General features: G+C 68.9%; 25 protein-coding genes and 1 tRNA gene. 13 read left to right on the top strand and 13 right to left on the bottom strand.

The genetic code is table 11. The features are described from left to right. Positions 1-26 precede the first annotated feature (26 nt). Positions 27-428 (top strand): hypothetical protein, encoded by a 402-nt coding sequence (locus tag ABD693_RS06650; RefSeq protein WP_344696238.1) that lies wholly within the window; start codon positions 27-29, stop codon positions 426-428. 16 nt (positions 429-444) lie between these two features. On the opposite strand, the gene ABD693_RS06645 is transcribed toward ABD693_RS06650, so the two are convergent. The 5 genes from ABD693_RS06645 to ABD693_RS06625 form a co-directional block, all read right to left on the bottom strand. Further along, positions 445-1,329, bottom strand: a complete 885-nt coding sequence (locus ABD693_RS06645) for a hypothetical protein (protein ID WP_344696237.1) — start codon at positions 1,327-1,329, stop codon at positions 445-447. Then, positions 1,326-3,830, bottom strand: coding sequence for a fimbria/pilus outer membrane usher protein (locus tag ABD693_RS06640; protein ID WP_344696236.1), 2,505 nt, complete (start codon positions 3,828-3,830; stop codon positions 1,326-1,328). Before ABD693_RS06640 ends, ABD693_RS06645 begins: the two co-directional genes overlap by 4 nt. 7 nt (positions 3,831-3,837) lie before the next feature. Next, positions 3,838-4,596, bottom strand: a complete 759-nt coding sequence (locus tag ABD693_RS06635; protein WP_344696235.1) for a fimbrial biogenesis chaperone — start codon at positions 4,594-4,596, stop codon at positions 3,838-3,840. 127 nt (positions 4,597-4,723) lie between these two features. Next, on the bottom strand, positions 4,724-5,326 hold the full coding sequence (locus ABD693_RS06630; RefSeq protein ID WP_344696234.1) for a hypothetical protein: 603 nt from the start codon (positions 5,324-5,326) through the stop codon (positions 4,724-4,726). A gap of 127 nt (positions 5,327-5,453) precedes the next feature. After that, positions 5,454-5,927 (bottom strand): hypothetical protein, encoded by a 474-nt coding sequence (locus ABD693_RS06625; protein WP_344696233.1) that lies wholly within the window; start codon positions 5,925-5,927, stop codon positions 5,454-5,456. A gap of 469 nt (positions 5,928-6,396) precedes the next feature. Between ABD693_RS06625 and ABD693_RS06620 the strand changes: the two genes are divergently transcribed. Further along, a tRNA-Gly gene (locus ABD693_RS06620) sits at positions 6,397-6,470 on the top strand. A 98-nt stretch (positions 6,471-6,568) separates the two neighbouring features. After that, the gene (locus tag ABD693_RS06615) at positions 6,569-7,111 is read left to right on the top strand and encodes a hypothetical protein (RefSeq protein WP_344696232.1); all 543 of its coding nucleotides are present in this window, start codon (positions 6,569-6,571) and stop codon (positions 7,109-7,111) included. Between the two features lie 77 nt (positions 7,112-7,188). Here ABD693_RS06615 and ABD693_RS06610 read toward each other — a convergent pair whose 3' ends face one another. The 5 genes from ABD693_RS06610 to rlmB all read right to left on the bottom strand — a co-directional run bounded on the left by ABD693_RS06610 (position 7,189) and on the right by rlmB (position 11,561). Then, positions 7,189-7,935: a hypothetical protein gene (locus ABD693_RS06610; RefSeq protein WP_344696231.1), complete on the bottom strand. Its 747-nt coding sequence runs from the start codon at positions 7,933-7,935 to the stop codon at positions 7,189-7,191. Positions 7,936-8,178: 243 nt separating this feature from the next. After that, entirely contained in the window at positions 8,179-9,636 is a 1,458-nt protein-coding gene (locus ABD693_RS06605; RefSeq protein ID WP_344696230.1) for an FGGY family carbohydrate kinase, read from the bottom strand. Continuing rightward, the gene (locus ABD693_RS06600; RefSeq protein ID WP_344696229.1) at positions 9,633-10,190 is read right to left on the bottom strand and encodes an NADPH-dependent FMN reductase; all 558 of its coding nucleotides are present in this window, start codon (positions 10,188-10,190) and stop codon (positions 9,633-9,635) included. Before ABD693_RS06600 ends, ABD693_RS06605 begins: the two co-directional genes overlap by 4 nt. A gap of 1 nt (position 10,191) precedes the next feature. Then, the gene (locus ABD693_RS06595) at positions 10,192-10,809 is read right to left on the bottom strand and encodes a DNA-3-methyladenine glycosylase family protein (RefSeq protein WP_344696228.1); all 618 of its coding nucleotides are present in this window, start codon (positions 10,807-10,809) and stop codon (positions 10,192-10,194) included. After that, positions 10,809-11,561, bottom strand: a complete 753-nt coding sequence (gene rlmB, locus ABD693_RS06590; protein WP_344696227.1) for a 23S rRNA (guanosine(2251)-2'-O)-methyltransferase RlmB — start codon at positions 11,559-11,561, stop codon at positions 10,809-10,811. The genes ABD693_RS06595 and rlmB overlap by 1 nt, the downstream gene beginning before the upstream one ends. A 57-nt stretch (positions 11,562-11,618) precedes the next feature. Between rlmB and ABD693_RS06585 the strand changes: the two genes are divergently transcribed. Further along, complete coding sequence (locus tag ABD693_RS06585) at positions 11,619-12,290, top strand: glutathione S-transferase family protein (protein ID WP_344696226.1); 672 nt, start codon at positions 11,619-11,621, stop codon at positions 12,288-12,290. A gap of 3 nt (positions 12,291-12,293) precedes the next feature. Here the strand turns inward: ABD693_RS06585 and ABD693_RS06580 are convergent, their stop codons facing one another. Then, entirely contained in the window at positions 12,294-12,860 is a 567-nt protein-coding gene (locus ABD693_RS06580; protein WP_344696225.1) for a PilZ domain-containing protein, read from the bottom strand. A gap of 186 nt (positions 12,861-13,046) precedes the next feature. Here ABD693_RS06580 and ABD693_RS06575 point away from each other — a divergent pair, with 186 nt between their 5' ends. Beyond that, entirely contained in the window at positions 13,047-13,319 is a 273-nt protein-coding gene (locus ABD693_RS06575) for a PilZ domain-containing protein (RefSeq protein WP_344696224.1), read from the top strand. A gap of 4 nt (positions 13,320-13,323) precedes the next feature. On the opposite strand, the gene ubiG is transcribed toward ABD693_RS06575, so the two are convergent. Next, positions 13,324-14,046 (bottom strand): bifunctional 2-polyprenyl-6-hydroxyphenol methylase/3-demethylubiquinol 3-O-methyltransferase UbiG, encoded by a 723-nt coding sequence (ubiG, locus tag ABD693_RS06570; RefSeq protein WP_344696223.1) that lies wholly within the window; start codon positions 14,044-14,046, stop codon positions 13,324-13,326. A 54-nt stretch (positions 14,047-14,100) separates the two neighbouring features. Here ubiG and ABD693_RS06565 point away from each other — a divergent pair, with 54 nt between their 5' ends. The 7 genes from ABD693_RS06565 to tilS all read left to right on the top strand — a co-directional run bounded on the left by ABD693_RS06565 (position 14,101) and on the right by tilS (position 22,316). Beyond that, positions 14,101-15,339, top strand: a complete 1,239-nt coding sequence (locus tag ABD693_RS06565) for an aspartate kinase (protein ID WP_344696222.1) — start codon at positions 14,101-14,103, stop codon at positions 15,337-15,339. 17 nt (positions 15,340-15,356) lie between these two features. Next, positions 15,357-16,373, top strand: a complete 1,017-nt coding sequence (locus ABD693_RS06560; protein WP_344697585.1) for an NAD(P)H-dependent flavin oxidoreductase — start codon at positions 15,357-15,359, stop codon at positions 16,371-16,373. Positions 16,374-16,408: 35 nt separating this feature from the next. After that, positions 16,409-17,272 (top strand): DnaJ domain-containing protein, encoded by an 864-nt coding sequence (locus ABD693_RS06555; protein ID WP_344696221.1) that lies wholly within the window; start codon positions 16,409-16,411, stop codon positions 17,270-17,272. Positions 17,273-17,331: 59 nt separating this feature from the next. Next, on the top strand, positions 17,332-19,596 hold the full coding sequence (ptsP, locus tag ABD693_RS06550) for a phosphoenolpyruvate--protein phosphotransferase (RefSeq protein ID WP_344696220.1): 2,265 nt from the start codon (positions 17,332-17,334) through the stop codon (positions 19,594-19,596). Between the two features lie 84 nt (positions 19,597-19,680). Further along, entirely contained in the window at positions 19,681-20,475 is a 795-nt protein-coding gene (locus tag ABD693_RS06545; RefSeq protein ID WP_344696219.1) for a helix-turn-helix domain-containing protein, read from the top strand. 39 nt (positions 20,476-20,514) lie between these two features. After that, on the top strand, positions 20,515-21,387 hold the full coding sequence (locus ABD693_RS06540) for a tetratricopeptide repeat protein (RefSeq protein WP_344696218.1): 873 nt from the start codon (positions 20,515-20,517) through the stop codon (positions 21,385-21,387). Next, complete coding sequence (tilS, locus tag ABD693_RS06535) at positions 21,378-22,316, top strand: tRNA lysidine(34) synthetase TilS (RefSeq protein ID WP_344696217.1); 939 nt, start codon at positions 21,378-21,380, stop codon at positions 22,314-22,316. The genes ABD693_RS06540 and tilS overlap by 10 nt, the downstream gene beginning before the upstream one ends. Here tilS and ABD693_RS06530 read toward each other — a convergent pair. Next, complete coding sequence (locus tag ABD693_RS06530) at positions 22,313-23,161, bottom strand: serine hydrolase (RefSeq protein ID WP_344696216.1); 849 nt, start codon at positions 23,159-23,161, stop codon at positions 22,313-22,315. The two genes, tilS and ABD693_RS06530, sit on opposite strands and share 4 nt — an antisense overlap. A 214-nt stretch (positions 23,162-23,375) precedes the next feature. Between ABD693_RS06530 and ftsH the strand changes: the two genes are divergently transcribed. Next, a complete protein-coding gene (ftsH, locus tag ABD693_RS06525; RefSeq protein WP_344696215.1) occupies positions 23,376-25,322 on the top strand; it encodes an ATP-dependent zinc metalloprotease FtsH in 1,947 nt (648 codons plus the stop codon). The last annotated feature ends 35 nt before the right edge of the window (positions 25,323-25,357 follow it).

The following is a 25,357-nucleotide window of genomic DNA, read 5'->3' as shown; positions in this document are numbered from 1 at the left end:
CGCCTTGGGATCGTCAGGAGGTCGCGTTGCGTTCAATCGGATACATGATGGCGCTGGCCGGCGCGGCCTTCTTCGCCACCGCGGCATCGGCCGAGCCGACCGAGGCCGACCTCTCGCTCGGCGCAGAGGTCAGGTCCTTCTGCAAGATCGACGCGCCCGCCGGGGACGTCGGTGAGGATGGCGCGATCGGCCTCGTCGCCGAGACCTGCAACATGCCCGGCGTCTACCGCGTCAGCGCGAGCTTCACCAACCTTGCCGCGGGCACCGTTCGCGCCGGGACCGAGCGCGCCGCGATCGGCGATGATGGCGTCGCGATCTTCACCGCCAGCGGCCCGCGCCGGCTCCAGCGTTTCTGGGCGCTCGAGGCCGCGCGCCAGGTCGACCGGTCGCAGCCCGTTCGGGTCCACCTGTCGGTCATGCCGCTCTAGGCACGGCCGGAGCGCATCACTCGCCGAGGCGGGCGCCGATCTCCACCGTCAGATAATCGCGATAGACCCCGGCCTGCTGCCCGGCGATGCTCGGCACCTGCACGTCGAGGCTATGGCGCCGGCGGTACATGCCCGAGGGCGGGATCGGATAGTCGCGCTGCGGCGTGCCGGTCGCCAGCACGTCGCTGTCGAGCTGCGGCAGATAGGCCGGTCCGTTGCTGGTCGCGACCCCGCCGCGGCGCAGCACATAGCCGAAGTCCGAGCGCACGGTCAGCCGGTAGGGGACGTTGGCATAAGCGTCGAAGGTGACGGGCGCATCGGCGCGGTCGCCGTCGCGCAGTTCGCCAAGGTCGAGCCCGCGTCCGATCGCCGGGACGAGCCCGATCGCCGCGCCGACCCGGATCACGATTTCGAACGGGGTCTGGGCTTCGGGTTCGCCCTTGCCGTTGTTGAGCCGCACCGCGGCGCGGACCTGCGCGCGATAGTCGCCCGGCGGCACCACCTGCCCGCGCGGGACCACCAGATAATAGGTCGCGGTCCCGGCGATGACGTTGAAGAAGTCGTCGCGGCCATGGCCTTGCCCGCCGCGCTGGTCGCTGATCGCCGCGAGCAGGCTGTTTCCGCCGGTGCCCGCGAAGCGGATCGAGGTGCCGTCGCTCTGCGTCGCGTCCACCGGATCGATCTCGAGAAAGAGGTTGCGGTTGAGCGGGCAGCCGCTCGTCTCGAGCCGGATCTGGAAGTCCGAGTTGGCGGTCGCCGCGTCGAACGGGTCGTAGGTCACGACCACGGTCTGCGGCTGGATCGATGGCGCCGCGACCGCGCAGCCATTGTCGGCCGCAGCGGGCGTCACCGGCAGCGCGGCAATGAGCGCGGCGCCCGCGAGGATGGTCCATTGGGTCATGGTCGCTTCTCCCGGCGCCCGGTCGGGCGGAGCGTTGCAAGGTCGACGAAGGAATCCGCCTTCTCGGGAATGACGAGGTCGTAGAGGTTGGCCCCGGCGGCAATCTGCCACCGGCCCGGCGACAGGCCCGACGCGCCGAGCTTGCCCTCGCGATTGGTGAAGATCGGGACCGTGGGCCCGTCGGCGATGTCGGTCCGGCGCGCGCTCCCTGCGGCCAGCGCGACCGGGTCGCCGCGCGCATCGACGAGGGTCCCGATCACCGTCACGTTATAGTCCGAGCCGACGACGACCCGGTGGCCGCTGTGCAGCCAGGCGTAGATCGACTCGTTGCCCTCGCCGATCGAATAGCCGTCGGGCGCGTCGGGCACGTTGAAATAGACCGCGCGCGGCGAATAGCTCGAGATGGCGACCAGCGCCGGACCGAGCGTTCCGCTGCGCGCCTCGACCTGCTCGCTGACCCGGCTCCCGACCACCACTTGCGCACCCTTGAGGCTGCGGTGGGGCGCGATGATCGCGAAGCTGTCGGTCAGATAACGGCCGAGCGCGAACTGCCCGTCGGCGAACGCGATGGTGCCGCGGGCCCGGGCGGAGGTCTGTACCGTCCGATTCTGGCTGACGCCGCCGAACAGGGCGGTGCGCTGCGACAGCTCGAGGTCGCCGCGATTGGTCCGCCACACCGCGGTCCCGTTCAGTCCCGAGATGCCATTGGTGCGGCTCGCCTCGATGTTCCAGGCGATGGCGTCGATCGCCCGCTGCGGCGAATAGAAATAGCCCACCCGCGCGTCGTCGAGGCGGCTGTCATATTGCGCGGTGACCAGCGTGTTGCGGGTCCGCCGCCAGAAGAAGGTTGCGCCGAACACCGCGCCGGCGCGCTGCTCGAACCCGGCCGAGGCGTTGATCTGCATGCCGTTCGCGAAGGAATAGCCCGCGCTGCCGCGCACGGCATAGCGGTTGGGCGCGCCCCGCCGGCCGATCTGATAGTCGGCGCCGAGCCCGAAGGAGAGCCGCCGGCTGACCGGCTGGCTGTAGCGTCCCGAGAAGAACCAGGCGGTGCTATTGCCCGGCCGCTCGGTCTCGACCCCGCCGAAATTGACGCTGCGATGCTCGGCGAAGAGGTCGATCCGGCGCGCGCCCAGCTCCTGCGCGAGCGGCGAGGAATAGCGATACTGGAGCCGCGCCGCATAGCCGCTGCCGAAGTCGCGCAAATGGCTGACCGAGGCGTTGGCGGTGAACAGCCCGACCGGCGTGCCCAGGATCGCCTCCGCACCGACCTGCTGGCGCCGCTGCGTCGCCTGGATGTTCGCGCCCGCGGTCAGCTGTTCGGACAGGCCGCGGCGGTAGAAACCGGTGACCAGCGGCTGGTTCCCGAAATAGCGGCGGCGGCCGTTGTCGTAATCGCTGCGGATGCCGAGCTTCGCATCATATTCGTCGATGCCCTTGGCGAGGAGCTCACTGTCGAGGAAGAAGTCGAACGTCACCAGCCGCCGCCCGCCCGCGGGGTCCTCGATCAGCAGCTGGACGTTGTTCGCTCCGCCGGTCAGCGGCAGGTCCTCGAGATTGTAATTGCCCGGATCGAGCCGCAGCGTCTGGCTCGGCGCGCCGTTGACGATCACCGTCACCGTGGCGGGATCGTTGAGCGTGATCCGCCGCCCCGCGCTCGCGGTATAGACCCGGTCGGGCCGGAACTCGCGCAGCAGCTTGGTGACGCCGATGCCCGCGAGCTCGGGCTGGTCCTGAAACACCTGCGGGATCGAGAACAGGTCGCCGCCCTGGAAGCGCAGCGAGCTGTCGGGCCGGTCGTAGATCAGCCGCGAGGCGAACCGGCTGAAACTGGGCGCGCGATTGCCGTCGTAGGTGAACTGGTTCTCGAAGCTGACGAGATTGAACAGCCGGCCATTGAGGTCGAAATTGGCGATCGGCCGGCGAAGCCCGCGATCGCTGCCGCGGGTGATCCAGTCGAGGCTGCCCTGGTAGGAGAGATAGGCCGCGAAACTGGGCGAGGTGTCGGGAAGGACCCCGACGCCGTCGCGGGCGAAGCCGAGGCCGAGCGTCCGGTCGGGCCGGCCCGACGCGTCGAAGCTCGCCGCAAGGTCGAGCGCCGCCGGATCGAACGCCAGCTTGAGCCCAGCCGCTTCGACGGCACCGAGCGTCGCATAGCCGTCGCTCGCGGGAACGGCGCGGATCTTGTCGAGGAAGGCCGGGGTCGCGGCGCGGCCGAGCGCGGCGGCGAGGTCGGCGACCGAGACGGTGACGCTGTCGTCCGGCGCGATCCGGATCGCGACCTGGCCGAGCGGCACGCGCTCGCGCAAGGGGACGACGAGGTCGATCGGCCGACCCGTCGTGTTGAGCTTGCCGGTGGTGGAGGCGATGGCGGCGGGGTTCGGCCCGATCGGCGCGGCGGCGTCCTGCGCAAGTGCTCCCCCCGGCACGCCGAGTAACGCGCTTCCGGCGAGCAGCAGGCCGGCGGCGCGGCGCGCGCGGGAAGGGGCGGGGCCGGGCATGGTGGGGTCAGACTTCGCCGGCGGCCTTGATCGTCACGTCGATGGCGCCGCTCGCGGGGACGTTCGCCACCGGAATGAACAGCGATCGCCGGGCGCCGGCCGGGACCAGCCCGAGCCCGAAGGCCTTGCCGGTGTCGTCGGCGCTGACCGACTTGCGCCACGCGCCCGAATGGAGGTCGAGCACGGTGCTTCCGACATAGCCGTGCGCCGCGCCCTTGTTCTGGAACAGGATCCGGATACCCGGCTGCTTGTCGGGGCCGACCGAGCGCTCGACCGAGGCGATCGAGATGGCGGCTTTCGATTTGGGCGGGCGCACCGCGACCACCGAGCTGATCGAATAGAGGACGTCGATCCGCGCCTTGCCGTTGTCGGGCGCGTCGCTGACCGGCAGCTCGGACGAGGAGAACATGTAGAGCTTGCTCTGCGCGATCGCGGGATCGCCGACGTAGCGGATCCGGAACACCTGCCGGCCGCCGGGCGGAAGCTGCGCGATCGCTGGGAAGATCAGGAAGTCTTTGCCGGCATCGGCGCCGAGCACCAGCTCGCCGCGCTCGGGCAACGTGAAGCTGTTGGTCTTGATCTCGATCGCCATCGGCTTGTTGCGGTCGTTGACCACTTCGATCTGGCCGTTGACGCCGGTGCCGCTGGCATTGAGGTCGATGATGATCGGGCGCACCAGCAGCGCGAGGCTCGGTGTCGCCAGCGCGAAGATCCCCATCAGGAGCGCGGCCAGGGCAAGCAGCACGCGCGGGCGGGACTTCATCATGGACGCATACTTTCGTGGTGGATTCGCGAGAGAACCGAAGGCCCCGGGCTTAGCCGCTCAGCCTTACCGGAAGGTTGAAGAAGGGGAGCTCCGCTTGGGAGCCCCCCTTCTCCGACTAGCCGATGGCTCAGACGATCGGACGGATCTTGGCGACCAGGCGATCGGTGTAGCGGCCCTTGATCAGGAGCTTGTCCTGGGCCTTCACCTCGACACCGACTTCGAACGCACCGGCGCGGGCTTCGCGGATGGTCGAGATGGCGGTTTCGGTGGTGACGCGGTCCGACGAGGTGGTCGAGCCGTTGCCGTCGAACAGCAGCGCGACGTCATAGGGGACGAGGCTGGTGAAGGCCGAGTCCGACGTGGTGGCGGTGTTCCTGAGGCCACCGTTCGACGACTGGACGGTCAGGTCGTGGCTGGTGTTGCAGACCGCATTGGCGATCTTGTAGCGGCCGAACGCACCCTTGACGGTGTCGTCGCTAGTGTTCTGGATGTCGAACTCGAACGAGCCGTCGCCTTCGGCGGCGGTGCCCGGCGCGCCCGGTGTCACGGTGGTGCCGGTGACGTTCTGGCCGCTGCTGACGGTGCCGAACTTGCAGAAGGTCTGGACGTTGGCGCCCAGGTCATAGAGGCCGACCGCGTCCTGGCCGTAGGTCTGGCCCTGCCAGTCGGCAGCCATCGCCGGGGTGGCGAGGGTGGCGGCGGCGGTGGCGATCATCAGGAACTTCTTCATGGATATTCCCCTTTCGTGGGAGCGCCCGGGGGACGCCTTCAGTCAAACCGTCTGGTGGAACGTGGAGACCGGACGGAGGTCATGCCGAGCGGGCCGCACGCGCGGCGCCCCCGTGCATTGCGTGGTGTCAGCTACCGCCCTCCCCGCCGAGGATCGGCGTGAGGGTCAGCGTGACTCGATCTTGATACTGGCCGGCGAGCAGCAGCCGGTCCTGCGCGGGCACCGAGACCGCGATCCGCCCGCGGCCGGCCGAGACCGGCTCGGCGGTGCGTGCCGAGCAGGCGGCCTGGTCGCTCGCCATCGCGCCGCTGGTGCAGCGCAGCGCCGCCTGGCCGCTCGGCATGCTCACCACCGCATCATAAGGCACGAGCGCGGTGAAGGCCGGGTCGCTGGTGCCCGGGCCGACATGCTTCAGCCCGCCATTGTTCGACACCATCGCGACCCGCACGGGCGAGTTGCACTGGACGGTGAAGGGCAGGTCGATGCGCACCGCATCGACCGTGTCGTTGGCGGGATTGGCGAGCCCGACGATCTCGTTGTCGCGCGCGCCTTGCGCAAAGGTGCAGGCCGGCACGATCGTCCCCTGCACTTCGTAGCGCAAGGACGGGACCAGGTTTGTCGGAATGACGACATTGCTCGCGGCCAGTGCCGGAGACGCAAATGCCAGAAAAAGCAGGGGAGTAACGCTGGACGCAACAAGACGCATGAACAGCAAGCCCCCTCTCTTCCTTAGCGTCGCGCTAAGGATACTCGCCAACTTCCCGCCAAAGCGAATCAGTTAACAAGGGTTTAATGCGCGTTATCGTTTTGAATGAAAAGCCTCGCGCATTTGTCGCGCGTCGAGCGTGCAGTTTTGACACAGTGCGGAAGTTGCCGGCTTGATCATTGGGCCGGACGGAAAACGGGTCGCCGGGCTATTGAGGCGACTCGATGCCCCGCCGGGCGAGATCGCGCGCCGAGCTTCCCCGCATCGTCCGAGTTGACCGCGGGGCGTCACTCGTGGCAATCGCCCGCCATCGTCGCGGCACGGCCCGCCGGCGATCAGCGACCAGCGGCCACCGCCGCGAACCGCGGGTGTAGCTCAATGGTAGAGCAGAAGCCTTCCAAGCTTACGACGAGGGTTCGATTCCCTTCACCCGCTCCAGCCTCACGCGCAATGCCTTCTCGGCGAAAGTGTCGTGATCGGCGAGTGTCCGCTCCCGACCCATTGCGGACTCTGGCTAATTCGCGCGACAACGCTTCATGAAATATTTGCTTTCGATGACAGTTTTGCTGGCGGGCCTAGGAGGCTGCGCGACTGCGCCGACTTCGCGCACCATTGCGGCGACCGATCCCCTAAACGCCCCTGAGCTGACACGAAGCTTCGGAATAAGAGATCGATACGGCATACCCAGACATGTCGGCGGCACGGCAATCTACATCGACAGTGTTGCTCGCCACTTCGACTATGCCGAGGCGAGCACGATCGCGTGGCGAGACAAACATGGTCGCTGGGAGTGGAGCCAGGTAAGCGAGCGTGGGCCGGGCGGACTTCTTCCGGCCAAGCAAGAGCTGAATTCCAACAAGGTCAGGTCGCTTACGGACTTGGAGGCCAAGTCTGTCGAAGATCTGATCCGAAATCCTGCTCTCTACAACGGCATCGTTGAAACTGATGGGAGCCATGGCGTCGGCGCCCCCAGTCATGTGATGGGCATCGTAACGCCATTCGGCCGAACTGTGATCAGATGGAACGGACGCCTACTAGGACCAGCTGGCGATTTGGCCGACATCCTTCTCGGGCGCTGACAACATCGCTCTCGAGTGACGACGGCAGGGTCCGCTTTCCACCCAAAGCGGGCGCTCGGCCTTGCGCCCCCCCTCGCTCAGTCCTTGATGATCATCCGCAGCACGCCCTGCAGCCACACCCACTTGCCCAGCGGCTCGAACAGCAGGTTGAACAGATTCGCCCCCAGCGCCAGCCAGGTCGCCGGGTGATTGAACCGGCCGTAGCGCCTGGCCGCCCAAGCGAGGAGCGCCACGATCGCCGCGGTGCTAACATAGAGCGGCAATGTCACCGCATCCTCGGGCCGGCCGATCATGAACCAGAGGAACTGCATCCCGCGGCCGAGCGTCGGCATCATGATGATGAACACGCTCGAGACCAGCCACCAGGCATGGTCCTCGAGCCGCTTGCGGTGGCGGATCGCCTGCACGATCGCGACGATGAAGGCGCTCATCATCACGAATTCGACCGCCGCGATGCCGTAGAAGAACCAGGGCTTGAACGGGCCGAACTGGTCGGGGGACGCCGCCGCGCGCCCGGCGTTGACGATGTCGCGGTTGAGCGCGGCCAGCGCCGTGAAGGCGACCCCGCCGGCGAGGAAGAAACCGATCATCCCCCACGTCCGGTGCTGCGCCATCCGCCCCGTCGTCGCGAGCCGCGGCTGGACGATCAGCAGCAGATACCAGAGCGTCGCCGTCCAGTAATGTACGTGCACCGGCCAGGCATTGTCGCTGAAGTCGCCCCAGTAATCGCGCAGGATGCCGAGCTGCATCACCGCCATCGGGATCAGCATCCACAGGTAGAGATCGCGGTAGCGGGCGAGGCCGGCGCGGTCGGTCGGTGCCATCGTCGAGATCCCCCAATCTCCGGAACACGGCGACAGGCTAATTCATCAGGCCCGACGCGCCAAGGGGAGGTCCGGGCGGTGGCCCGGATCGTGCTTGCAAAGTAGGATTTGGCCTGCTTCACTCACCCCAGCGGTTCGTCCGCACGGCTCTTTGCATCGTCCGAGGCACCAGTCGCGATATGCGCGATGATCGTGAAGTTCCGGGCAAACGACTCGCGGACCCCTGGACCTTCGAGACCTTGTTCAGCTTCGCTCGAGCAGGTCGCGCCAGGCGGCGAGGCGGCGGGTCCGCTCGGCGCCGATGTCGCGCGGCTCGAAGGTCCGGCTCGGCGGGATCATCGCGGCGGCGGCCGTTGGAAGGTCGGGGTGGAGTCCGGCGCCGACCGCGGCAAGGATCGCGGCGCCCCTTGCGGTGGTCTCCACATCGGCGGGGCGCGTGACGGGGAGCCCGACCATGTCGGCGATGTCCTGCGCGAGCCAGTCGTTGGCCGCCATGCCCCCGTCGATCCTGAGGTCGTGCCACGGCGCGCCCGCAGCGGCGAAGGCGGCGGCGAGGTCAACCAGCTGGTGGCTGACCGTCTCGAGCGCGGCGCGGGCGACATGGGCGCGGGTGGCGGCGAAGCTGAGGCCGGTGATCGCGGCCTTGGCCTCGGGCTTCCAATAGGGCGCGCCGAGGCCCGACAGTGCCGGCAGCAGGGCCACGCCGCCATTGTCGGGAACCGATCTGGCGAGTTCCTCGGTCTCGGCGGCGGAGCGGACCAGGCCTAGTCCGTCGCGCAGCCACTTGATCAGGCTGCCCGCGACGAAGATCGCGCCTTCGAGCGCATAGTGGCGCTCGCCGCCGGCCTCGCCCAGTACGGTGCCGAGCAGGCCCTCGGCCGGCGCGGGGCGGGCGGGGCCGATGTTGGTCAGGACGAACGCCCCGGTGCCGAGCGTCAGCTTGGTCTGGCCGGGCGCGAGGCAGGCTTGCCCGATCGTCGCCGACTGCTGGTCGCCGACCAGCGCGGTGAGCGGGATGGCGCGGCCGAACAGGCGGGTCGCGCCGACCGGGCCGGCGGTGGCGACGATCCGGGGCAGGGCGCGCCGGGGCACGCCGAACAGGGCTAGCAACTCCTCGTCCCAGTCGTCGCCGGCAAGGTCGAGGAGCAGGGTCCGGCTGGCGTTGCTGACGTCGGTGACATGCTCGCCCGTCAGCTTGAAGGCGAGCCAGCTCTCGACCGTGCCGAAGGCGAGCGTCGCCCCGGCCAAGGCGACGGCGGGCTCGTGCGTCAGCATCCAGGCCATCTTGGTCGCGGAAAAATAGGGGTCGAGGCGGAGCCCGGTGCGCTGGCGCACGAGCCGCTCGTGACCGGCGTCGGCGAGCGCCTTGCAGGCCTGGGCGGTGCGACGGTCCTGCCACACGATGGCGCGGGCGAGCGGTTCGCCGGTCGAGCGGTCCCAGGCGACCACGGTCTCGCGCTGGTTGGTGATACCGATCGCCGCGATCCGCTCGGCCCCGCCCGCCGCCGCGACCATGTCGGCGAGGCACGAGCGGCTGCTCGCCCAGATCTCGCCCGCGTCATGCTCGACGAGGCCGGGCCCGGGGTAATGTTGCATAAGGTCGCGGCTGCAGTGGCCGTGGATAGCGCCATCGAGGCCGTAGAGGATGGCGCGGACCGAGCTGGTGCCGGCGTCGAGAACGAGGATCAGCGGGTCGCTCACCCGAGTCGGCCGGCCGCCTGCGCTACCTGGCTCCCGACGCGGCGGAGCTGCTCGGCGATGTCCTCGTCGGCGAGGCTCCCGTCAGGGGCGAAGCTCTCGGCGCACACGCGCAGGGCCGCGCCGAACGGGGTTGGCCAGCCGCGCAGCGCATGGGCGATGGTCCGGAGCGTGGTCATCGAGGAATTGGCCGCCTGGTGCCCGAAGGCGGTGACGATCAACCCGACCGGCCGGCCCTCGAGATACGGGCGGGCGTCGCCGGCCAGCTCCTCGAAATAGTCGATGGCATTCTTGACCATGCCCGAGACGGTGCCGTGATAGCCGGGTGTGGCAAGCAGGATGCCGTCGGCGGCACGGACCGCCTCGATCATCTCGGCGCCCTTGTCCGCGCTCCATTCGGGCCCGCGATAATGGGGGAGCTTCGCGATATACTCGCCCCCGAACAGCCCGATCTCGGCGCCGAGCGCGCGGGCGGCGTCGGCGGCGACCGTCAGCACGCGCTCGGTGCTGCTGCCGGGCCGGGTGGTGCCACCGATGGCGACAATTCGGCGGCTCATCTCAGATCACCTTGGTGTTGTAGCTGTGCCAGGCGAGCACCGCCGCCGCGCCGCGATAGGGCGACCAGCTAGCCGCGCGCTCGCGCAGCCACTTTTCGGACGGTCGCTCCCCGGACCCGAGCAGGCGGCCGAGCTCGATCTGGACCGCGAGGTCGCCGGCCGGGAAGACGTCGGCCCGGCCCTCGGCGAAGAGCAGGTAGATTTCCGCGGACCAGCGGCCGATGCCCTTGACCTTGGTCAGGAGCGCGATGGCGTCCTCGTCGTCGTCGGGCAAGTTGGCGAGGTCGAGCTCGCCCGACAGGACGAGGCCGGCGAGGCTGCGCAGATAGCCGGACTTCTGCCGTGACTGGCCGAGCGCGCGCAGCTCCTCGTCGCTGGCGGCGACCAGGCGTTCGAGGTCGGGCGGATCGCCATAGGCCTCGGTCAGCTTGCGCCACATCGAATCGGCCGCCGCGACGCTGACCTGCTGGCCGACGATGGTGCGGAGCAGGGCAGCGGTGCCGCGCTCGCTCTTGCGCGGGTCGGGCCGGCCATGCCGCGCGATCGCCGCCGCGAGCGCGGGATCGGCGCGTTCGAGATGATCCAGCGCCTCGTCGATCGACTCGCGCGTGTGGACCATCAGCGGCGCGCCTCGGCGGCGGCGTAGAGGCTGATCGCGGCGGCGTTCGAGACGTTGAGGCTCTCGACCGCGTCGCTGATCGGAAGCTTGGCGAGCGCGTCGCAATGGTCGCGGATGTTCTGGCGCATGCCCGGACCCTCGGCGCCCAGCACCAGCGCGACCCGCGGCGGCCCGAGCGCTTCGGACAGCGTCGACCTGGCTTCGCCGGCGAGGCCGATCCGCCAGAAGCCGACCTCGGCGATTTCCTCGAGGGCGCGGGCGAGGTTGACGACACGAACCCACGGCACCCGTTCGAGCGCGCCCGAGGCGGCCTTGGCGAGCGCGCCGCCTTCGGGCGGGGCATGGCGGTCCTGCGTGACGATTCCGATCGCCCCGAAGGCCGCGGCCGAGCGCAGGATCGCGCCGACATTGTGCGGATCGGTGACTTGGTCGAGCACCAGCAGCACGGCTTTCTCGTCCGCCTCGGCGAGAAGGTCGCCGAGCCACATGTCCTCGAGCGGCTCGACCTCGATCACCACGCCCTGGTGCGGCGCGTCGTTGGGGACGAGGCGGCCGAGATCGGCGGCTTCGGCGAAGGTGACAGGCAGGCCCTCGGGAAACTGCATGAAACTGGCGGCTTCGCGCGTGGTCCACGCCTTGACCACCCGGCGGTCGGGATTGTCGAGGGCGGCGGCAACGGCATGCTTGCCCCAGAAACGGGGACGATTGGCGGTTCCGTGGCTGGACTGGTGCGACTTCTTTCGGCGGCTCATGGACAATGCTGTAGCTTCGCCTTGCCCCTCGGTGAACCCGCGTTAAAGCCCATCGGCATGTGGCAGCTCCTGCAATTCCCCCTGTGCCCCTTTTCCCGCAAGGTCCGGCTGGTCATGGCCGAGAAGGGCGTGCCCGCCGAACTGGTGCGTGAAAATCCGTGGGAGCGACGTGACGAATTCCTCGATCTCAACCCCGCGGGCGAGACCCCGGTGCTGGTCGAGACCGAGCGCGGGATCACGCTCATCGGCAGCCAGCCCATCGCCGAATATTTCGAGGAGACCATCGAGAAGGTCCCGATGATCCACGGCGACGCGGCGCAGCGGGCCGAGATCCGGCGGCTGACCGAGTGGTTCGACGAGAAGCTCTACCGCGAGGTGGTCGAGCCGCTGATGGCCGAGCGGATGCGCAAGCGCCTCGTCAGCAAGGAGAGCCCGGACACCCGCGTGTTGCGCGAGGCGATGCGGGTGGGAAACAACCACCTCGACTATCTCGACTATCTGCTCGACCACCGGCGCTGGCTGGCGGGAGCGGCATTGAGCCTCGCCGACTTCACGGCGGCCGCGCACCTCAGCGTGATCGACTATCTCGGCGCGGTCGATTGGCGCGGGCACAAGCAGGCGAAGGACTGGTACAGCGTGATGAAGAGCCGGCCGGCGTTCCGGCCGCTGCTCGGCGAGCGGATGGAAGTGATCGTCCCGCCGCAGCATTACGACAAGGTCGACTTCTAGGACCTAGCCCCGCCAGCGTTCCTGCAGCAGGTCGAAGACGGCCGGGTGCACGGGACGGGCGAACTCGACGCCGGCGCGATAGCCTTCGACCCACCGCACGCGTGCTTCGATCGCCTCGAGGCCGGGGAGCTGGACGAACAACAGGTCGCCGACCCGCGGCATCTCGACGAATTCGAGACAGCAGCCGTGGGGCGAAATGTCGTGCGCCTCGATCCACTGGCTCCGGCGGCCGGCACGGCGAACCGCCACCGACAGGCGCGTCTGGAGGCGCTCGACCTGGCGCGGTGTTTGCGTGTCCTCGCCCGTGACGGCGAAGGTCATGCCGAACTCGTCGCCGCGCCACCACCGGACCGCCGCCTCGATCAGGCCGCGGCCGGGAAAGGACAGCGAGACCCGCTCGCCGCGGCACAGGGGTGCCTCGGTCCGAATCCGGCAGCCGCCGTACGACAGATCCACCAAGGTGAAGTCCGCAAATTGTCCGTCGACGCGCTTCAGCCATCCGCTCAGATGCGAGGTACGCCGCTCTTCACGAGACGGGAAGGACGCCGCTGCCACCGAGGCATCGGCCATGGCACTCGTTTCCCCTTGTCCGCCATTCAGTGCGTAACGTTATGAGGCCGACATGTGAGCGCCGGTTAAAGCAACATGGTTAAAAGGGCGGTTGCTCCACTATGGTTCATTCATTATCCGGTTACCGTCTTTGACGGCGAAGGCGTGAAGCGTGACGGCCCGCCGGGCAGTCCGGCAGAACAGGGGATGGCCGTGAGCGCCGACGAAACCCAGCGCAGCGAAGAGCGGCGCGATACTTCCCTGCAGGGATATTTGCGGCGCGGTGGCCAGCCGGTCGAGAAGGCGCTGTTCGAGAACGTGTCCGAGAACGGGTGCCGGGTCGTGGGGGACCATGTGATCGGTGAGATCATGGTCGCGACCATCCCGACCGTCGGGACCGTCGAAGCGCGGGTGCGGTGGTCGATCGGCGGGCGTGCCGGGCTGCAGTTCCTGTCGCGACCGGGCAACCCGGCCGACTGACTGCTCAGCCCGCGCGCACCGCCGCGACGAGGTAATTGAGGCTGAGATCGTCGCTGAGGTGGAGGCCCTTGCCCGGACCGAAAGCGATCCCGCGTGTCTCCACCACTGTCAGGCCCGCCTGCGCCAGCGTCTCGCCGAGCTGATCGGGCGACAGGAACTGGTCGTAGTCATGCGTGCCGCGCGGGATCTGCCCGGTGCCTTCGGCGAGCGTGATGGTGAGGAGCCGTGACCAGGGGGTTCGGGCGGGCGTGCTCATGACGAGGAGGCCGTCGGGGGCGAGTCGGTCGGCCAGCTGGCGCACGAAGCTCGCCGGATCGGCGACATGCTCGACGACCTCGAGCGCGGTGACGAGGTCGAAGGCGCCATCGAGTCGCCCGACTTCGCCCGCGACATAACGGATGGCGAGCCCGCTTTCGCCGGCATGGGTGCGCGCGGCCTCGATCAGCTCGGGCGCGGCGTCGATCCCGGTGACCGCGGCGCCGAGGCGGGCAAGCGGCTCGGCGAGGAGCCCCGCGCCGCAGCCGACGTCGAGCGCGCTCTTGCCGGTGAGCGGCCGCAGGTCGCGCTCGCTCGTTCCGAAATGCCGGTCGATCGCCTGTCGGACGAAGCCGAGGCGAACGGGATTGAGCCGGTGGAGCATGGCGGACGATCCCTTGGGATCCCACCAGTCGCCCGCCATCGCGCCGAAGTGCGCGGCTTCCTCGGGCCGGATACTTGTCTCTGCCATGGGCTCCCCCTAACAGGGCGCCGCCCGCAACCCAAGGATCGCCGCACCCCGCCCATGGCCCGCATCGTGATGAAATTCGGCGGCACGTCGATGGCCGGGATCGAACGGATCCGGAGCGTCGCCGAGCGCGTCCGCGCCGAGGCCGAGCGCGGCAACGAGGTGGCAGTGGTGGTCTCGGCCATGGCCGGCGAGACCGACCGGCTGGTCCAGCTCTGCCGCGAAGCCGCGGCGCTTTACGACCCGCGTGAATATGACGTGGTGGTGGCGAGCGGCGAGCAGGTCACCAGCGGGCTGCTCGCGATCACGCTTCAGGGCATGGGGGTTAAGGCGCGCAGCTACATGGGCTGGCAGCTTCCGATCCGTGCCTCGGGCCATGTCTCGGCGCTGATCGAGGGCATCGACGTCGCGGTGCTCGACCGGGTGTTCGACGAGGGCGGCATCGCCGTCATCCCGGGCTTCCAGGGCGTGACCGGCGACAACGAGCTGGCGACGCTCGGTCGTGGGGGAAGCGATACCTCGGCGGTGGCGCTGGCGATCGCGATGCAGGCCGACCGCTGCGACATCTACACCGACGTCGAGGGCGTCTACACCACCGATCCCAGGATCGTGCCGAGGGCGCGCAAGCTCGATCTCGTCACCTACGAAGAGATGCTCGAACTGGCCTCGGTCGGAGCCAAGGTGCTGCAGACCCGCTCGGTCGGCCTTGCCATGCGCTTCGCCATGCCGCTGCAAGTGCTGTCCTCGTTCGAGGACAAGCCCGGAACAATGATCGTGAGCGACGATGCGCTCGAAGGGACGGATATGGAACGCAATGTCGTGACGGGCATCGCCCACGACCTCAACGAAGCCCGGATCACCCTGTCGGAGATGCCCGACCGGCCGGGTGGAGTCGCGGCGGTGTTCGCCCCGCTCGCGGCCGAGAACATCATCGTCGACATGATCGTCCAGTCGGTCCCGCGGCCGGGAAGCCCGAGCGATCTCACCTTCACCGTGCCCACCGCCAGCCTCAGCCATGCGGTGGCCGAGATAGAAAAGGTGCGCGAACAGGTCGGCTTCAAGGAAATCCTGACCGACACCGACGTGGTCAAGGTCAGCGCGGTCGGCGTCGGCATGCGCTCCAACGCCGGCATCGCCGCCAAGATGTTCGAAACGCTGGCCGAGCGGGGGATCAACATCCTCGCCATCACCACCAGCGAGATCAAGGTCAGCGTGCTCATTCCCGAGGACTATCTCGAGCTTGCCGTACGCGTGTTGCACAGCGCCTTCGGGCTCGACGAGGAGCGTAGCTTTTGAGCCGTCTCGACGCCTTGATGCAACGCGGCGCCGACTTCCTCGGCGCGCGCTACGCCATCCTCGGCGGGGCGATGAGCTGGGTGTCCGAGCGCAACCTCGTCGCGGCGATCAGCAACGCCGGCGGCTTCGGCGTGATCGCCTGCGGGGCGATGACCCCCGAGCTCCTCGACAAGGAAATCGCCGAGACCAAGGCGCGCACCGACAAGCCCTTCGGCGTCAACCTCATCACCATGCACCCGCAACTCACCGACCTGATCGAGGTCTGCGGTCGGCACCAGGTCGGGCATGTGGTGCTCGCGGGCGGCCTTCCTCCGGGCGGCGCGATCGACCGGATCAAGGCCACGGGCGCCAAGCTCATCGCCTTCGCGCCCGCGCTCAGCCTCGCCAAGAAGCTGACCCGTTCGGGCGCCGACGCGATCGTGATCGAAGGCATGGAAGCGGGCGGGCACATCGGGCCGGTCTCGACCTCCGTGCTGGCGCAGGAGATTCTGCCGCACGTCGCCGACCAGGTGCCGGTGTTCGTGGCCGGCGGGATCGGGCGCGGCGAAGCGATCGCCGCTTATCTCGAAATGGGCGCGGCGGGCGTCCAGCTCGGCACCCGCTTCGTCTGCGCGACCGAGAGCATCGCCCACGCCAATTTCAAGAAGGCCTTCATCCGCGCCTCGGCGCGCGACGCGGTGCCGAGCGTGCAGATCGATCCGCGGCTTCCCGTGATCCCGGTGCGGGCGCTCAAGAACAAGGAAACCGAGCGCTTCGCCGCCAAGCAGCGCGAGATCGCCGAGCATCTCGACGGCAAGCGGCTGGAGATGGCCGAGGCCCAGCTCCAGATCGAGCATTACTGGGCGGGTGCGCTGCGCCGCGCGGTAATCGACGGCGACGTCGAGACGGGAAGCGTCATGGCCGGCCAGTCGGTCGGCATGGTGACCAAGGAACAACCGACCGCCGAGATCATCGCCGAACTGGTGGGCGAGGCCGAAGCCGCGCTCGAGGGGCGCCGTCAGTCGCGGTTGCGTGAGGGTCGCCGGGCGTTATAGCCCGTCGCATCGACAAGGACCGGCGACGCGCTGCGATGACCGACCATTATGCCACGCTGGGCCTCGAGCCCGACGCCGATCCGGCGACGATCCGCGCGGCCTATATCGAGCTCATGCGCCGCTATCACCCCGACCGCTCGGGAGCGGAGGCCGATTCGGTCAAGGCGCAGGAAGTGACCGCAGCCTATGAAGTGCTGCGCGATTCCGAGCGGCGCGCGGCGCATGACCGCCGGTTGGCACGCGAGCGCGGGGCGCCCGTCAGCATCGCGCCTGCCGTGGCGGCCGGACGAGCAGGACCGCGGGTCCGGGGCGGGCATCTCGGACGCAACCTTTTCCTGCTGATCGCCGCGGGGACGGGCGTGCTCGCCTGGCAGATGATCGTTCGGACGCAGCCGGTCCCGGCCGGTCATTCAGGTGCGGTCGCGGCCCGCCAGAGAGCGGCGACGCCCGAGCCCGAACTCGCGCCGTCGCCGGTGCCCGAGAGGGAGCCGATGGTCGACGAACCGCCGGTCGCGGTGGCGGCGGCCCAGGTCCCGCTTCCGTCCGAGCCCGAGATGGAACTGCCGCCCCTGCCCGAGGTCCGGCACCCGGTCGCGATGGCGACGCCGCGCCCCGTGCCTTCGCCCGCACCGGTCCGGACACCCGCCCGGTCCATCCCGGCGAAAGCCGTCGCGCCCGCACCGTCACCTGCTCCGGCCTCTGACCTCGCCGAACTCGACCGCCATCTGGTCGTGCTGACCGATCAGAGCTTCCGTTTCGGGACCGCCGCCAAGCGCGCCCGGCTGGTCGCCACCGGCGATGCCTTCGCGGCGAAGCTCAAGGCTTGCGCCACCGATAGTTGCCGACGGGATTCCTACCTTCGCCGCAACGAGGAAGTGGCGGAGATCATGCGCAACTGAGTGCCTCGCGATTGCCGCGCGACTTGGAGCCGGGCGGGCTTCCTGTTAGCGCTGGTTCCATGCCCATGTCCGCCGCTACGTCCGCCCGGGAAATCCTTACCGGATTGCACGGCGTCATGGCGCGCCGCGGCTCGGCACAGGCCAAGCTCGACCATGTCGTCGACCTGATCGCCGAAGCGATGGGAAGCGAAGTCTGCTCGATCTACCTGCTGCGCGAAGCGGCCCTCGAACTGTTCGCGACCCACGGCCTCAACAAGGAGGCGGTCCACGTCACCCGGCTGGCGCTCGGTCAGGGCCTCGTCGGGACCATCGCGGCCGAGGAGCGGATCCTCAATCTCGCCGAGGCCAATCGGCATCCCGCCTTCGCCTATCGTCCCGAGACGGGCGAGGACGCCTTTCACAGCTTTGCCGGTGTTCCGATCATCTTTCGCGAGCGGGCGATCGGGGTGCTTGCCGTGCAACATGCCGATCCGCGCGCTTATGCCGACGTCGAGATCGAGGCGCTGCAGACGGTGGCGATGGTGCTGTCCGAGCTGATCGCCGGGGCGCGGCTGGTCGACGGGGCCGATCGCCGGCGCGGGCAGCGCGAGGGGATGGTGCGCCTCGCCGGGCTGAAGCTTGTCGCCGGAATGGCGCGCGGCGTCGCGGTGTTCCACCAGCCGCGCGTGGTGGTCGAGCATACCGTCTCCGAAGATCCCGAAATGGAGCGGGCGCGGGTGGTCTCGGCGTTCCGCAAGATGCGCGAGCAGATCGAGCAATGGACCCGCGAGGCCGAGTTCGGGACCGCTGGCGAGCATCAGGAGATCCTCGAGACCTACAAGATGTTCGCCTATGACGAGGGCTGGGTTCGGCGGATCAACGCCGCGATCGACAGCGGCCTCACCGCCGAGGCGGCGATCGAGCGGGTCCAGCAGCGCACGCGGGCGCGGATGCAGGAAATCGACGATCCGCTGCTCAAGGAGCGGATGCACGACCTCGAGGATCTGTCCAACCGGCTGATGCGGATCGTCAGCGGGCGGATCGGGACGGCGGCGCAGAGCGGATTGACGGGTGACGCGGTGCTGATCGCGCGCAACCTCGGTCCCGCCGAACTGCTCGAATATGACCGGCGGCGGCTGAAGGCGGTGGTGCTCGAGGAGGGCTCGCTCACCGCGCACATGACCATCGTCGCCCGCGCGATCGGGGTTCCGGTGATCGGCCGGGTCAAGGACATCGCGCATATCGCCGGCGAGGGCGACCAGGTGTTGGTCGACGGCAATCAGGGGAGCCTGGTCGTTCGCCCGACCCGGCAGGCTGCCAATGCTTTCGACGGGCGAATGGCGATGAGCCAGAAGCGGCGGGCCGAATTCGCCGCGATCCGCAACCTGCCGCCGACTACCCGCGACGGCTTGCGGACCACGCTGATGGTCAATGCCGGGCTTGCCGAGGATGCCGCCGGTCTCGATCTCAGCGGTGCCGACGGGATCGGCCTGTTTCGGACCGAGTTCCAGTTTCTCGTCTCCGCCGCGCTTCCGGGCCGCGACGCGCAATATCGCCTGTATCGACAGGTGCTCGAGGCGGCGGGCGAGCGGCCGGTCGTCTTCCGCACGGTCGACATCGGCGGCGACAAGGCGCTGCCCTATCTCTCCGACACCCGCGACGAGGCCGAGAACCCGGCCATGGGCTGGCGCGCGCTTCGCCTCAGCCTCGACCGGACCGCGCTGATGAAGGCCCAGGCACGGGCGCTGATCGAGGCCGCCGAGGGGCGCACGCTCCGGGTCATGTTCCCGATGATCTCCGAGCCGTGGGAATATGAAGAGGCGCGAAGCCTGTTCGAAGCGCAGGTCGAGTGGGTGGCCAAGCGCAAGGGCGTGCCGAGCCGGATCGAGTTCGGGGCGATGCTCGAGGTGCCGAGCCTCGCCGAAATGCTCGACCAGCTTCTCCCCCGGATCGATTTCCTGTCGATCGGGACCAACGACCTCACGCAATTCCTGTTCGCTGCCGACCGCGCCGATCCGCGGCTGGCGCTGCGCTACGACTGGCTGAGCCCCGCGATCCTGCGCTTCCTCAAGCGCGTCGCGAACCAGGCCAATGCCGCCGGGGTGCCAGTGCGAGTGTGCGGCGAGATGGGCGGGCGTCCGCTCGAGGCGATGGCCTTGATCGGGCTCGGCATCACCAATTTTTCGATCACGCCGGCGGCGGTCGGGCCGGTCAAGGCGATGATCCGCTCGCTCGACGCGGCGGCGATCCGGGCCAAGGTCGAATTGTTGCTGGCAAAACCACCGCGGGACATGCGCAAAACGCTCACCGATTGGGCGAGACGGCACAACGTCGCGCTCGACTGAGCCTGCCACGTTGACGGCGGGACCTGAGACCGCAACAAGGCACATTGCGTCAGAGTAGGGGCGGGTCGCTGAGCGATGGATGAAATGACGAACGAAACCACGACGGTCGGCGAACAGTTGCGCGCCGCGCGCGAAGCGCAGGGCATCACGCTCGAGGACGTCGCGGGCCGGACCCGGATCCCGACGCGGCATCTCGAAAGCCTCGAGACGTCCGAATGGAGCCGGCTCCCCGCGCCGACCTACACCATCGGATTTGCCAAATCCTATGCCGGGATCGTCGGCCTCGACCGTAACGAGATCGGCGATGCGCTGCGGGCCGAGATGGGCCACGGGTCGCAAGCCCCGCGGCCCGAGGCACTGGTGTTCGAACCGGCCGATCCGGCCCGGGTCATGCCGCGCTGGCTGGTGGTCGTCGCTCTGCTGGCGCTGGTGGCGGTCGTCATCGGCTTCCTCACCTATCGCAACCGGCAGCTGACTCCGGCCGCAACCGATCCGCAGGCCGAGAGCACGCCCGCCGCCACGGCGCCTTCGGCGGCGCCGACGTCGGCCGCGCCGGCCGCGGCCGCCACGCCGAGCGGTCCGGTGGTCATCACCGCCAACGAGCCGGTCTGGATCCAGGTCGGCGAGCGTGGCGGTGGCAGGGCGCTGTTCCAGGGCGAACTTGCCGCCGGGCAGAGCTTCGAGGTTCCCGCCACCGCCAAGGCACCGGTGCTCCGGACCGGTCGTCCGCAGTCGATCCGGATCTCCGTCGGCACGGCCGATGCACCCGCCGTTGGCGCGCCCGACCGGACGGTCAGCAACGTCAGCCTCCTGCCGGCGGACCTGATGCGTGGCCCGACGGCCACGCCGGGCGCCGCGCCGGCTCCCGCGACCCGCTAGTTCATTGACCGGCAAGCTGCCCGCCGACACGAAGCGAACATGACCAAGACCATTCTCCTGTGCGCCACGGCGCTCATCTTCGCGACGCCGGCCGCGGCGCAGCGTCAAGCGACGCCCGAGCAGCGGATCGACCGCCTCGAACGGCAGACCCGTCAGCTTCAGCGGCAGGTGTTCCCCAAGGGCCAGCCGGCCGACACCGCAGGCTTCGACGACAGCCCGGCAGCGAGCCAGGTGGTAGTGGTCGCCCAGTCGAACCGCATCGACGCGCTCGAGCGGCAGCTGGCCGAAATGACCCGCCTCGCCGAGGAGAATGGCAACCGGGCCGCGACTCTCGAGACCGAGCTTGCGCGGCTTCGCACCGATTATGACGCGCGTCTCCGCCGCCTCGAGACCAGCGCGCCGGCCGAATCTGCGAACACGACCGCGCCAGTGGCCGACGAGCCGGCGCCGGTCGCGCAGCCCGAGCCGCGTCCGTCCGCCAGCGTCACGCCGCCGAAGCCCGTGAAGACCGGCGACGTGACCGCCGACGGCGAAGCGGCCTACGACACCGGCTACCAGCTCTGGCTCCAGAAGAAGTATCCGCAGTCGGTCGCGGCCCTTCGGGCAATGGCATCGAGCTTCCCCGGACATCGCCGGGTGAGCTGGGCCAACAATCTCGCGGGCCGCGCCTTGCTCGACAGCGGCCAGCCGCGTGCCGCCGCCGAGGCGCTCCTCGCCAACTACCGCAGCAACCCCAAGGGCGAGCGTGCGGCCGACAGCCTTTACTATCTCGGCCAGTCGCTGATGGCGCTCAAGCAGCCGGCCCAGGCGTGCAAGGCCTACGCCGAGCTCGAGGAGGTCTACGGCAGCAGCATGCGGGCGGACCTGCGGGCACTGGTCGGGCCGGCCAAGGCCAAGGCAGGGTGCAAGTAACGCGCCACGCGCGCATCACGGCGGCGCTCGACCGGCTGGCGCCGGACGGCCCGATCGGTCTCGCGGTATCGGGCGGCCCCGATAGTCTCGCGCTTCTCTGGCTGACACATCAAGTCCGAGCCGGCGCTTTTGAAGTCGCGACGGTCGATCATGGTTTACGCCCCGAGGCGGCGGCGGAAGCGACGATTGTGGCGCGGCTGTGCGGCGAGCTCGCCGTCCCGCATTCCATTCTCCAAGTCGAGGTGGCCGGTGGCGCGAGCCTTCAGGCTCAGGCACGCACTGCGCGCTACGCCGCGCTGCGGGCTTGGGCGCTGGAACGGGGGCTGACGGCGGTCGCCACGGCGCATCACCGCGACGACGTCGCCGAGACCATGCTCATGCGTCTCGCCCGGGGGAGCGGGGTCGGCGGACTCGCGGGCATGCGCGAGACGCGCGCGCTCGGCGAGGGCGTGCGGCTGATCCGGCCGTTGCTCGACTGGCGCAAGGCCGAGCTCGTCGCCCTGGTGGAACAGTCGGGGCTGGATCCGGTGTCCGATCCGGCCAACCGCGACGAGCGGCACGACCGGACGCGTTTCCGCGCGCTCCTGGCAGAAGACTCCATCTTCGATTCCGACCGCCTCGCCCGAAGCGCCGCCACGCTGCGCGAGGCCGAAGACGCGCTTGCCTTCACGGCCGAGGAGCTGGCGGCAGCGCGGGTGAGGATCGAAGGCCGAAGCGCCGAAGTGGATGCCGGGGGCCTGCCGGCGGAATATCAGCGGCGACTGTTGTCAAAGGCGATGGCGTCGCTCGGTGCGAACGCGATCCGCGGACCCGATCTCGACCGAGCATTGGCCGCGATTCGGGACGAGCGCAGCTGCACGCTTGGCGGCCTGCGGCTTAGCGGCGGTGAGATCTGGCGGCTCGAACCCGAACCGCCGCGCCGCGCTTAATTGGCGATGGCGAGGCCCGGGTTGAACATGGCCGCGCGGATCCAGGTCGAGAAGCCGTCGTAAACGGCCCGTGCGGTCTGCGCGATCGTGGTCGGGCGGTCGGTGCCGCCGCGCGCGAAGATGGCGATCGCCAGGCGGCGACCGTCGGGCAGGGTGATGAAGCCAACGTCGCTGCTGTAGTTGTTGAGCGTGCCCGTCTTGTGCGCGATCGGAACGCCGGCAAGCAGCCCGCGGATCCGGTTCTTGCCGGTCTCGCAGCGGGCCATGACGCTCAGCAGATAGGCGTGGCTCGCGGGCTTGAGGACATTGCCCTTGTCGATCGTGCGCAGGAGCGAGACCATTGCGAGGGGGGTCGCGCTGTCGCGCAGGTCCCACAGGTCGCGCTTGTCGGCGAGGAGCCGAGCGATGGTCCGGTCGACGCGCACGCCGCGGACGTTGTTGAAGGTCAACCAGCTCTGCACGGCGGTCGGACCGCCGAGATTGTTGATCAGGTGGTCGGTCGCGACATTGTTCGAATGGATCAGCATCGCCTCGAGGAGGCCGCGGGCCGACTGGCCGGCGATCCGGTCGTCGAGCGACCGGCGGCCATGATCCACCTGCGCGAGAAAAGCGGCGGCGACCGCCACCTTCATCGTGCTCGCCATCGGATAGGCCTTGTCGCCGTTGACCGCGACCATCTCGCCGGACGCAAGATCGAGTGCCGCGACGCCGACGTCACCCGACCGGCCCGCCAGCAGGGACGCGAGCTGCTGCTCGACCGACTGGAGTGCAGGGTTCGACGCGGCCGCGGCGGGCTGCGCCGCGAGCAAGGCCAGAAACGAGGCGAACAAGGCAAGGACGCGCATCTGGGCTCCATCGAAAGGGGAGGACCAATGTCCCGCGATCCTTATCGCGGCGATCAGCCCAACGGTTCCTTAACGCTAGGGCGTTGTTCCGAGGGGCGACAAGCGTTCCCTCACAGGCCGAGCCGAACCGTTCACCATGCGCGCCGAATCGAGTCCGATACGGACTAGAGGCGCCCCCTAGCGGGCGCCCGCGCGGTCACCTACATTGCGAAGCATGGATGAGAAGAACAAGAAGCCCAACGCGCCCTGGACCAAGAGCCTCCTGATCTGGGTCGGTGTCCTGTTCGCCCTGGTGCTCTTCGCCCAGTTGCTTGACGGCAACGGCCGCGCCGCCACGGGCAACGCGGTCCCCTATTCCGAATTCGTGCGGCAGGTCTCCGAAGGCAACGTCAAGCAGGTCGTGAGCGCGACCAACCAGGCGGGCAACCAGGTGATCACCGGCAAGCTCGCCAACGGCGAGAATTTCCGCACCATGGCGCCGGCCGACGCGCAGGTCACCGAGCGGCTGCTGAACGCCGGGGTGCAGGTGCAAGTCAAGGAAGCCGAGCAGTCGAGCTTCTGGCTGATCCTCCTCTACCAGTCGCTGCCCTTCCTGCTGATTCTCGGCATCAGCTTCTTCATCATGCGCCAGATGCAGAAGAATGCGGGCTCGGGTGCGATGGGCTTCGGCAAGAGTCGCGCCAAGGTGCTGACTCCCAAGGAAGGTCGCGTGACCTTCGCCGACGTCGCCGGCATCGACGAAGCCCGCGAGGAGCTTCAGGAAATTGTCGAATTCCTCAAGGATCCGGGCCGCTTCGCGCGTCTCGGCGGCAAGATCCCCAAGGGTGCGCTGCTGGTCGGCTCGCCCGGTACCGGCAAGACCCTTCTCGCCCGCGCCATCGCGGGCGAGGCGGGCGTGCCCTTCTTCACCATTTCGGGCTCGGACTTCGTCGAGATGTTCGTCGGCGTCGGTGCGAGCCGCGTCCGCGACATGTTCGAGCAGGCCAAGAAGTCGGCGCCGTGCATCGTCTTCATCGATGAAATCGACGCGGTCGGCCGCCATCGCGGCGCCGGCCTCGGCAACGGCAACGACGAGCGCGAGCAGACGCTCAACCAGCTGCTGGTCGAGATGGACGGCTTCGAGGCCAATGAAGGCATCATCATCATCGCTGCGACCAACCGGCCGGACGTGCTCGATCCCGCGCTGCTGCGACCGGGTCGCTTCGACCGCCAGGTCATGGTTCCGCGTCCCGACATCGAGGGCCGCGAGCAGATCCTTGGCGTGCACATGAAGAAGGTGCCGCTGGCGCCCGACGTCGACGCCCGGGTCATCGCCCGCGGCACGCCCGGTTTCTCGGGCGCCGATCTCGCCAACCTCGTCAACGAGGCGGCGCTGCTCGCCGCCCGCCGCGGCAAGCGGCTGGTGGCGGCGCAGGAGTTCGACGACGCGCGCGACAAGGTGATGATGGGCGCCGAACGCCGCTCGATGGTCATGACCGAGGACGAGAAGCGGATGACCGCCTATCACGAAGCGGGCCACGCCCTCGTCTTCGCGCACGAGCCGACCGCCGACCCGATCCACAAGGCGACGATCATCCCGCGCGGCTTCGCGCTTGGCATGGTCCAGCCGCTGCCCGAGCGGGACAGCTACAGCTACCATCGCGACAAGATGCACGCCGACCTCGCGGTGGCGTTCGGCGGCCGCGTGGCGGAAGAATTGATCTTCGGGCACCACAAGGTGTCGTCGGGCGCGCAGAGCGACATCCAGCAGGCGACCCGCCTTGCGCGCGCGATGGTCACCAAGTGGGGCATGTCGGATGCACTCGGACCCCTCGACTTCTCCGAGGGCGACGAGACTCCGACCGGCTATTTCGCCCCGCAGCAGAAGCGCATGAGCGGCGAGACGATCAAGCTGATCGACTCGGAAGTGAAGCGCTTCGTCGAGGGCGGGCTCGAGCGGGCCCGCGAGATCCTGACCAATCACACGGATCAGCTGCATCTGATCGCCAAGGCGCTGCTCGAACTCGAGACGCTGACCGGCGAGGAGATCAAGACGCTGCTCGCGGGCGGGACCATCGATCGCGGCTCGTCGACCAAGCCGGTGCTTCCGTCGGCCGGTGCCGGTATTCCCAAGACGCGTCGCCCGGGCGCCATCGGGGGCGCCGCGCAAGCCGGCGCCTGATCCGCTCATTCACTTATCGTTCACGGCAGGGGCGC

The sequence above is a fragment of the Sphingomonas rosea genome (genome assembly GCF_039538065.1).
GTDB lineage: Bacteria > Pseudomonadota > Alphaproteobacteria > Sphingomonadales > Sphingomonadaceae > Sphingomicrobium > Sphingomicrobium rosea.
This window is presented reverse-complemented; position numbering and strand designations above follow the sequence as displayed.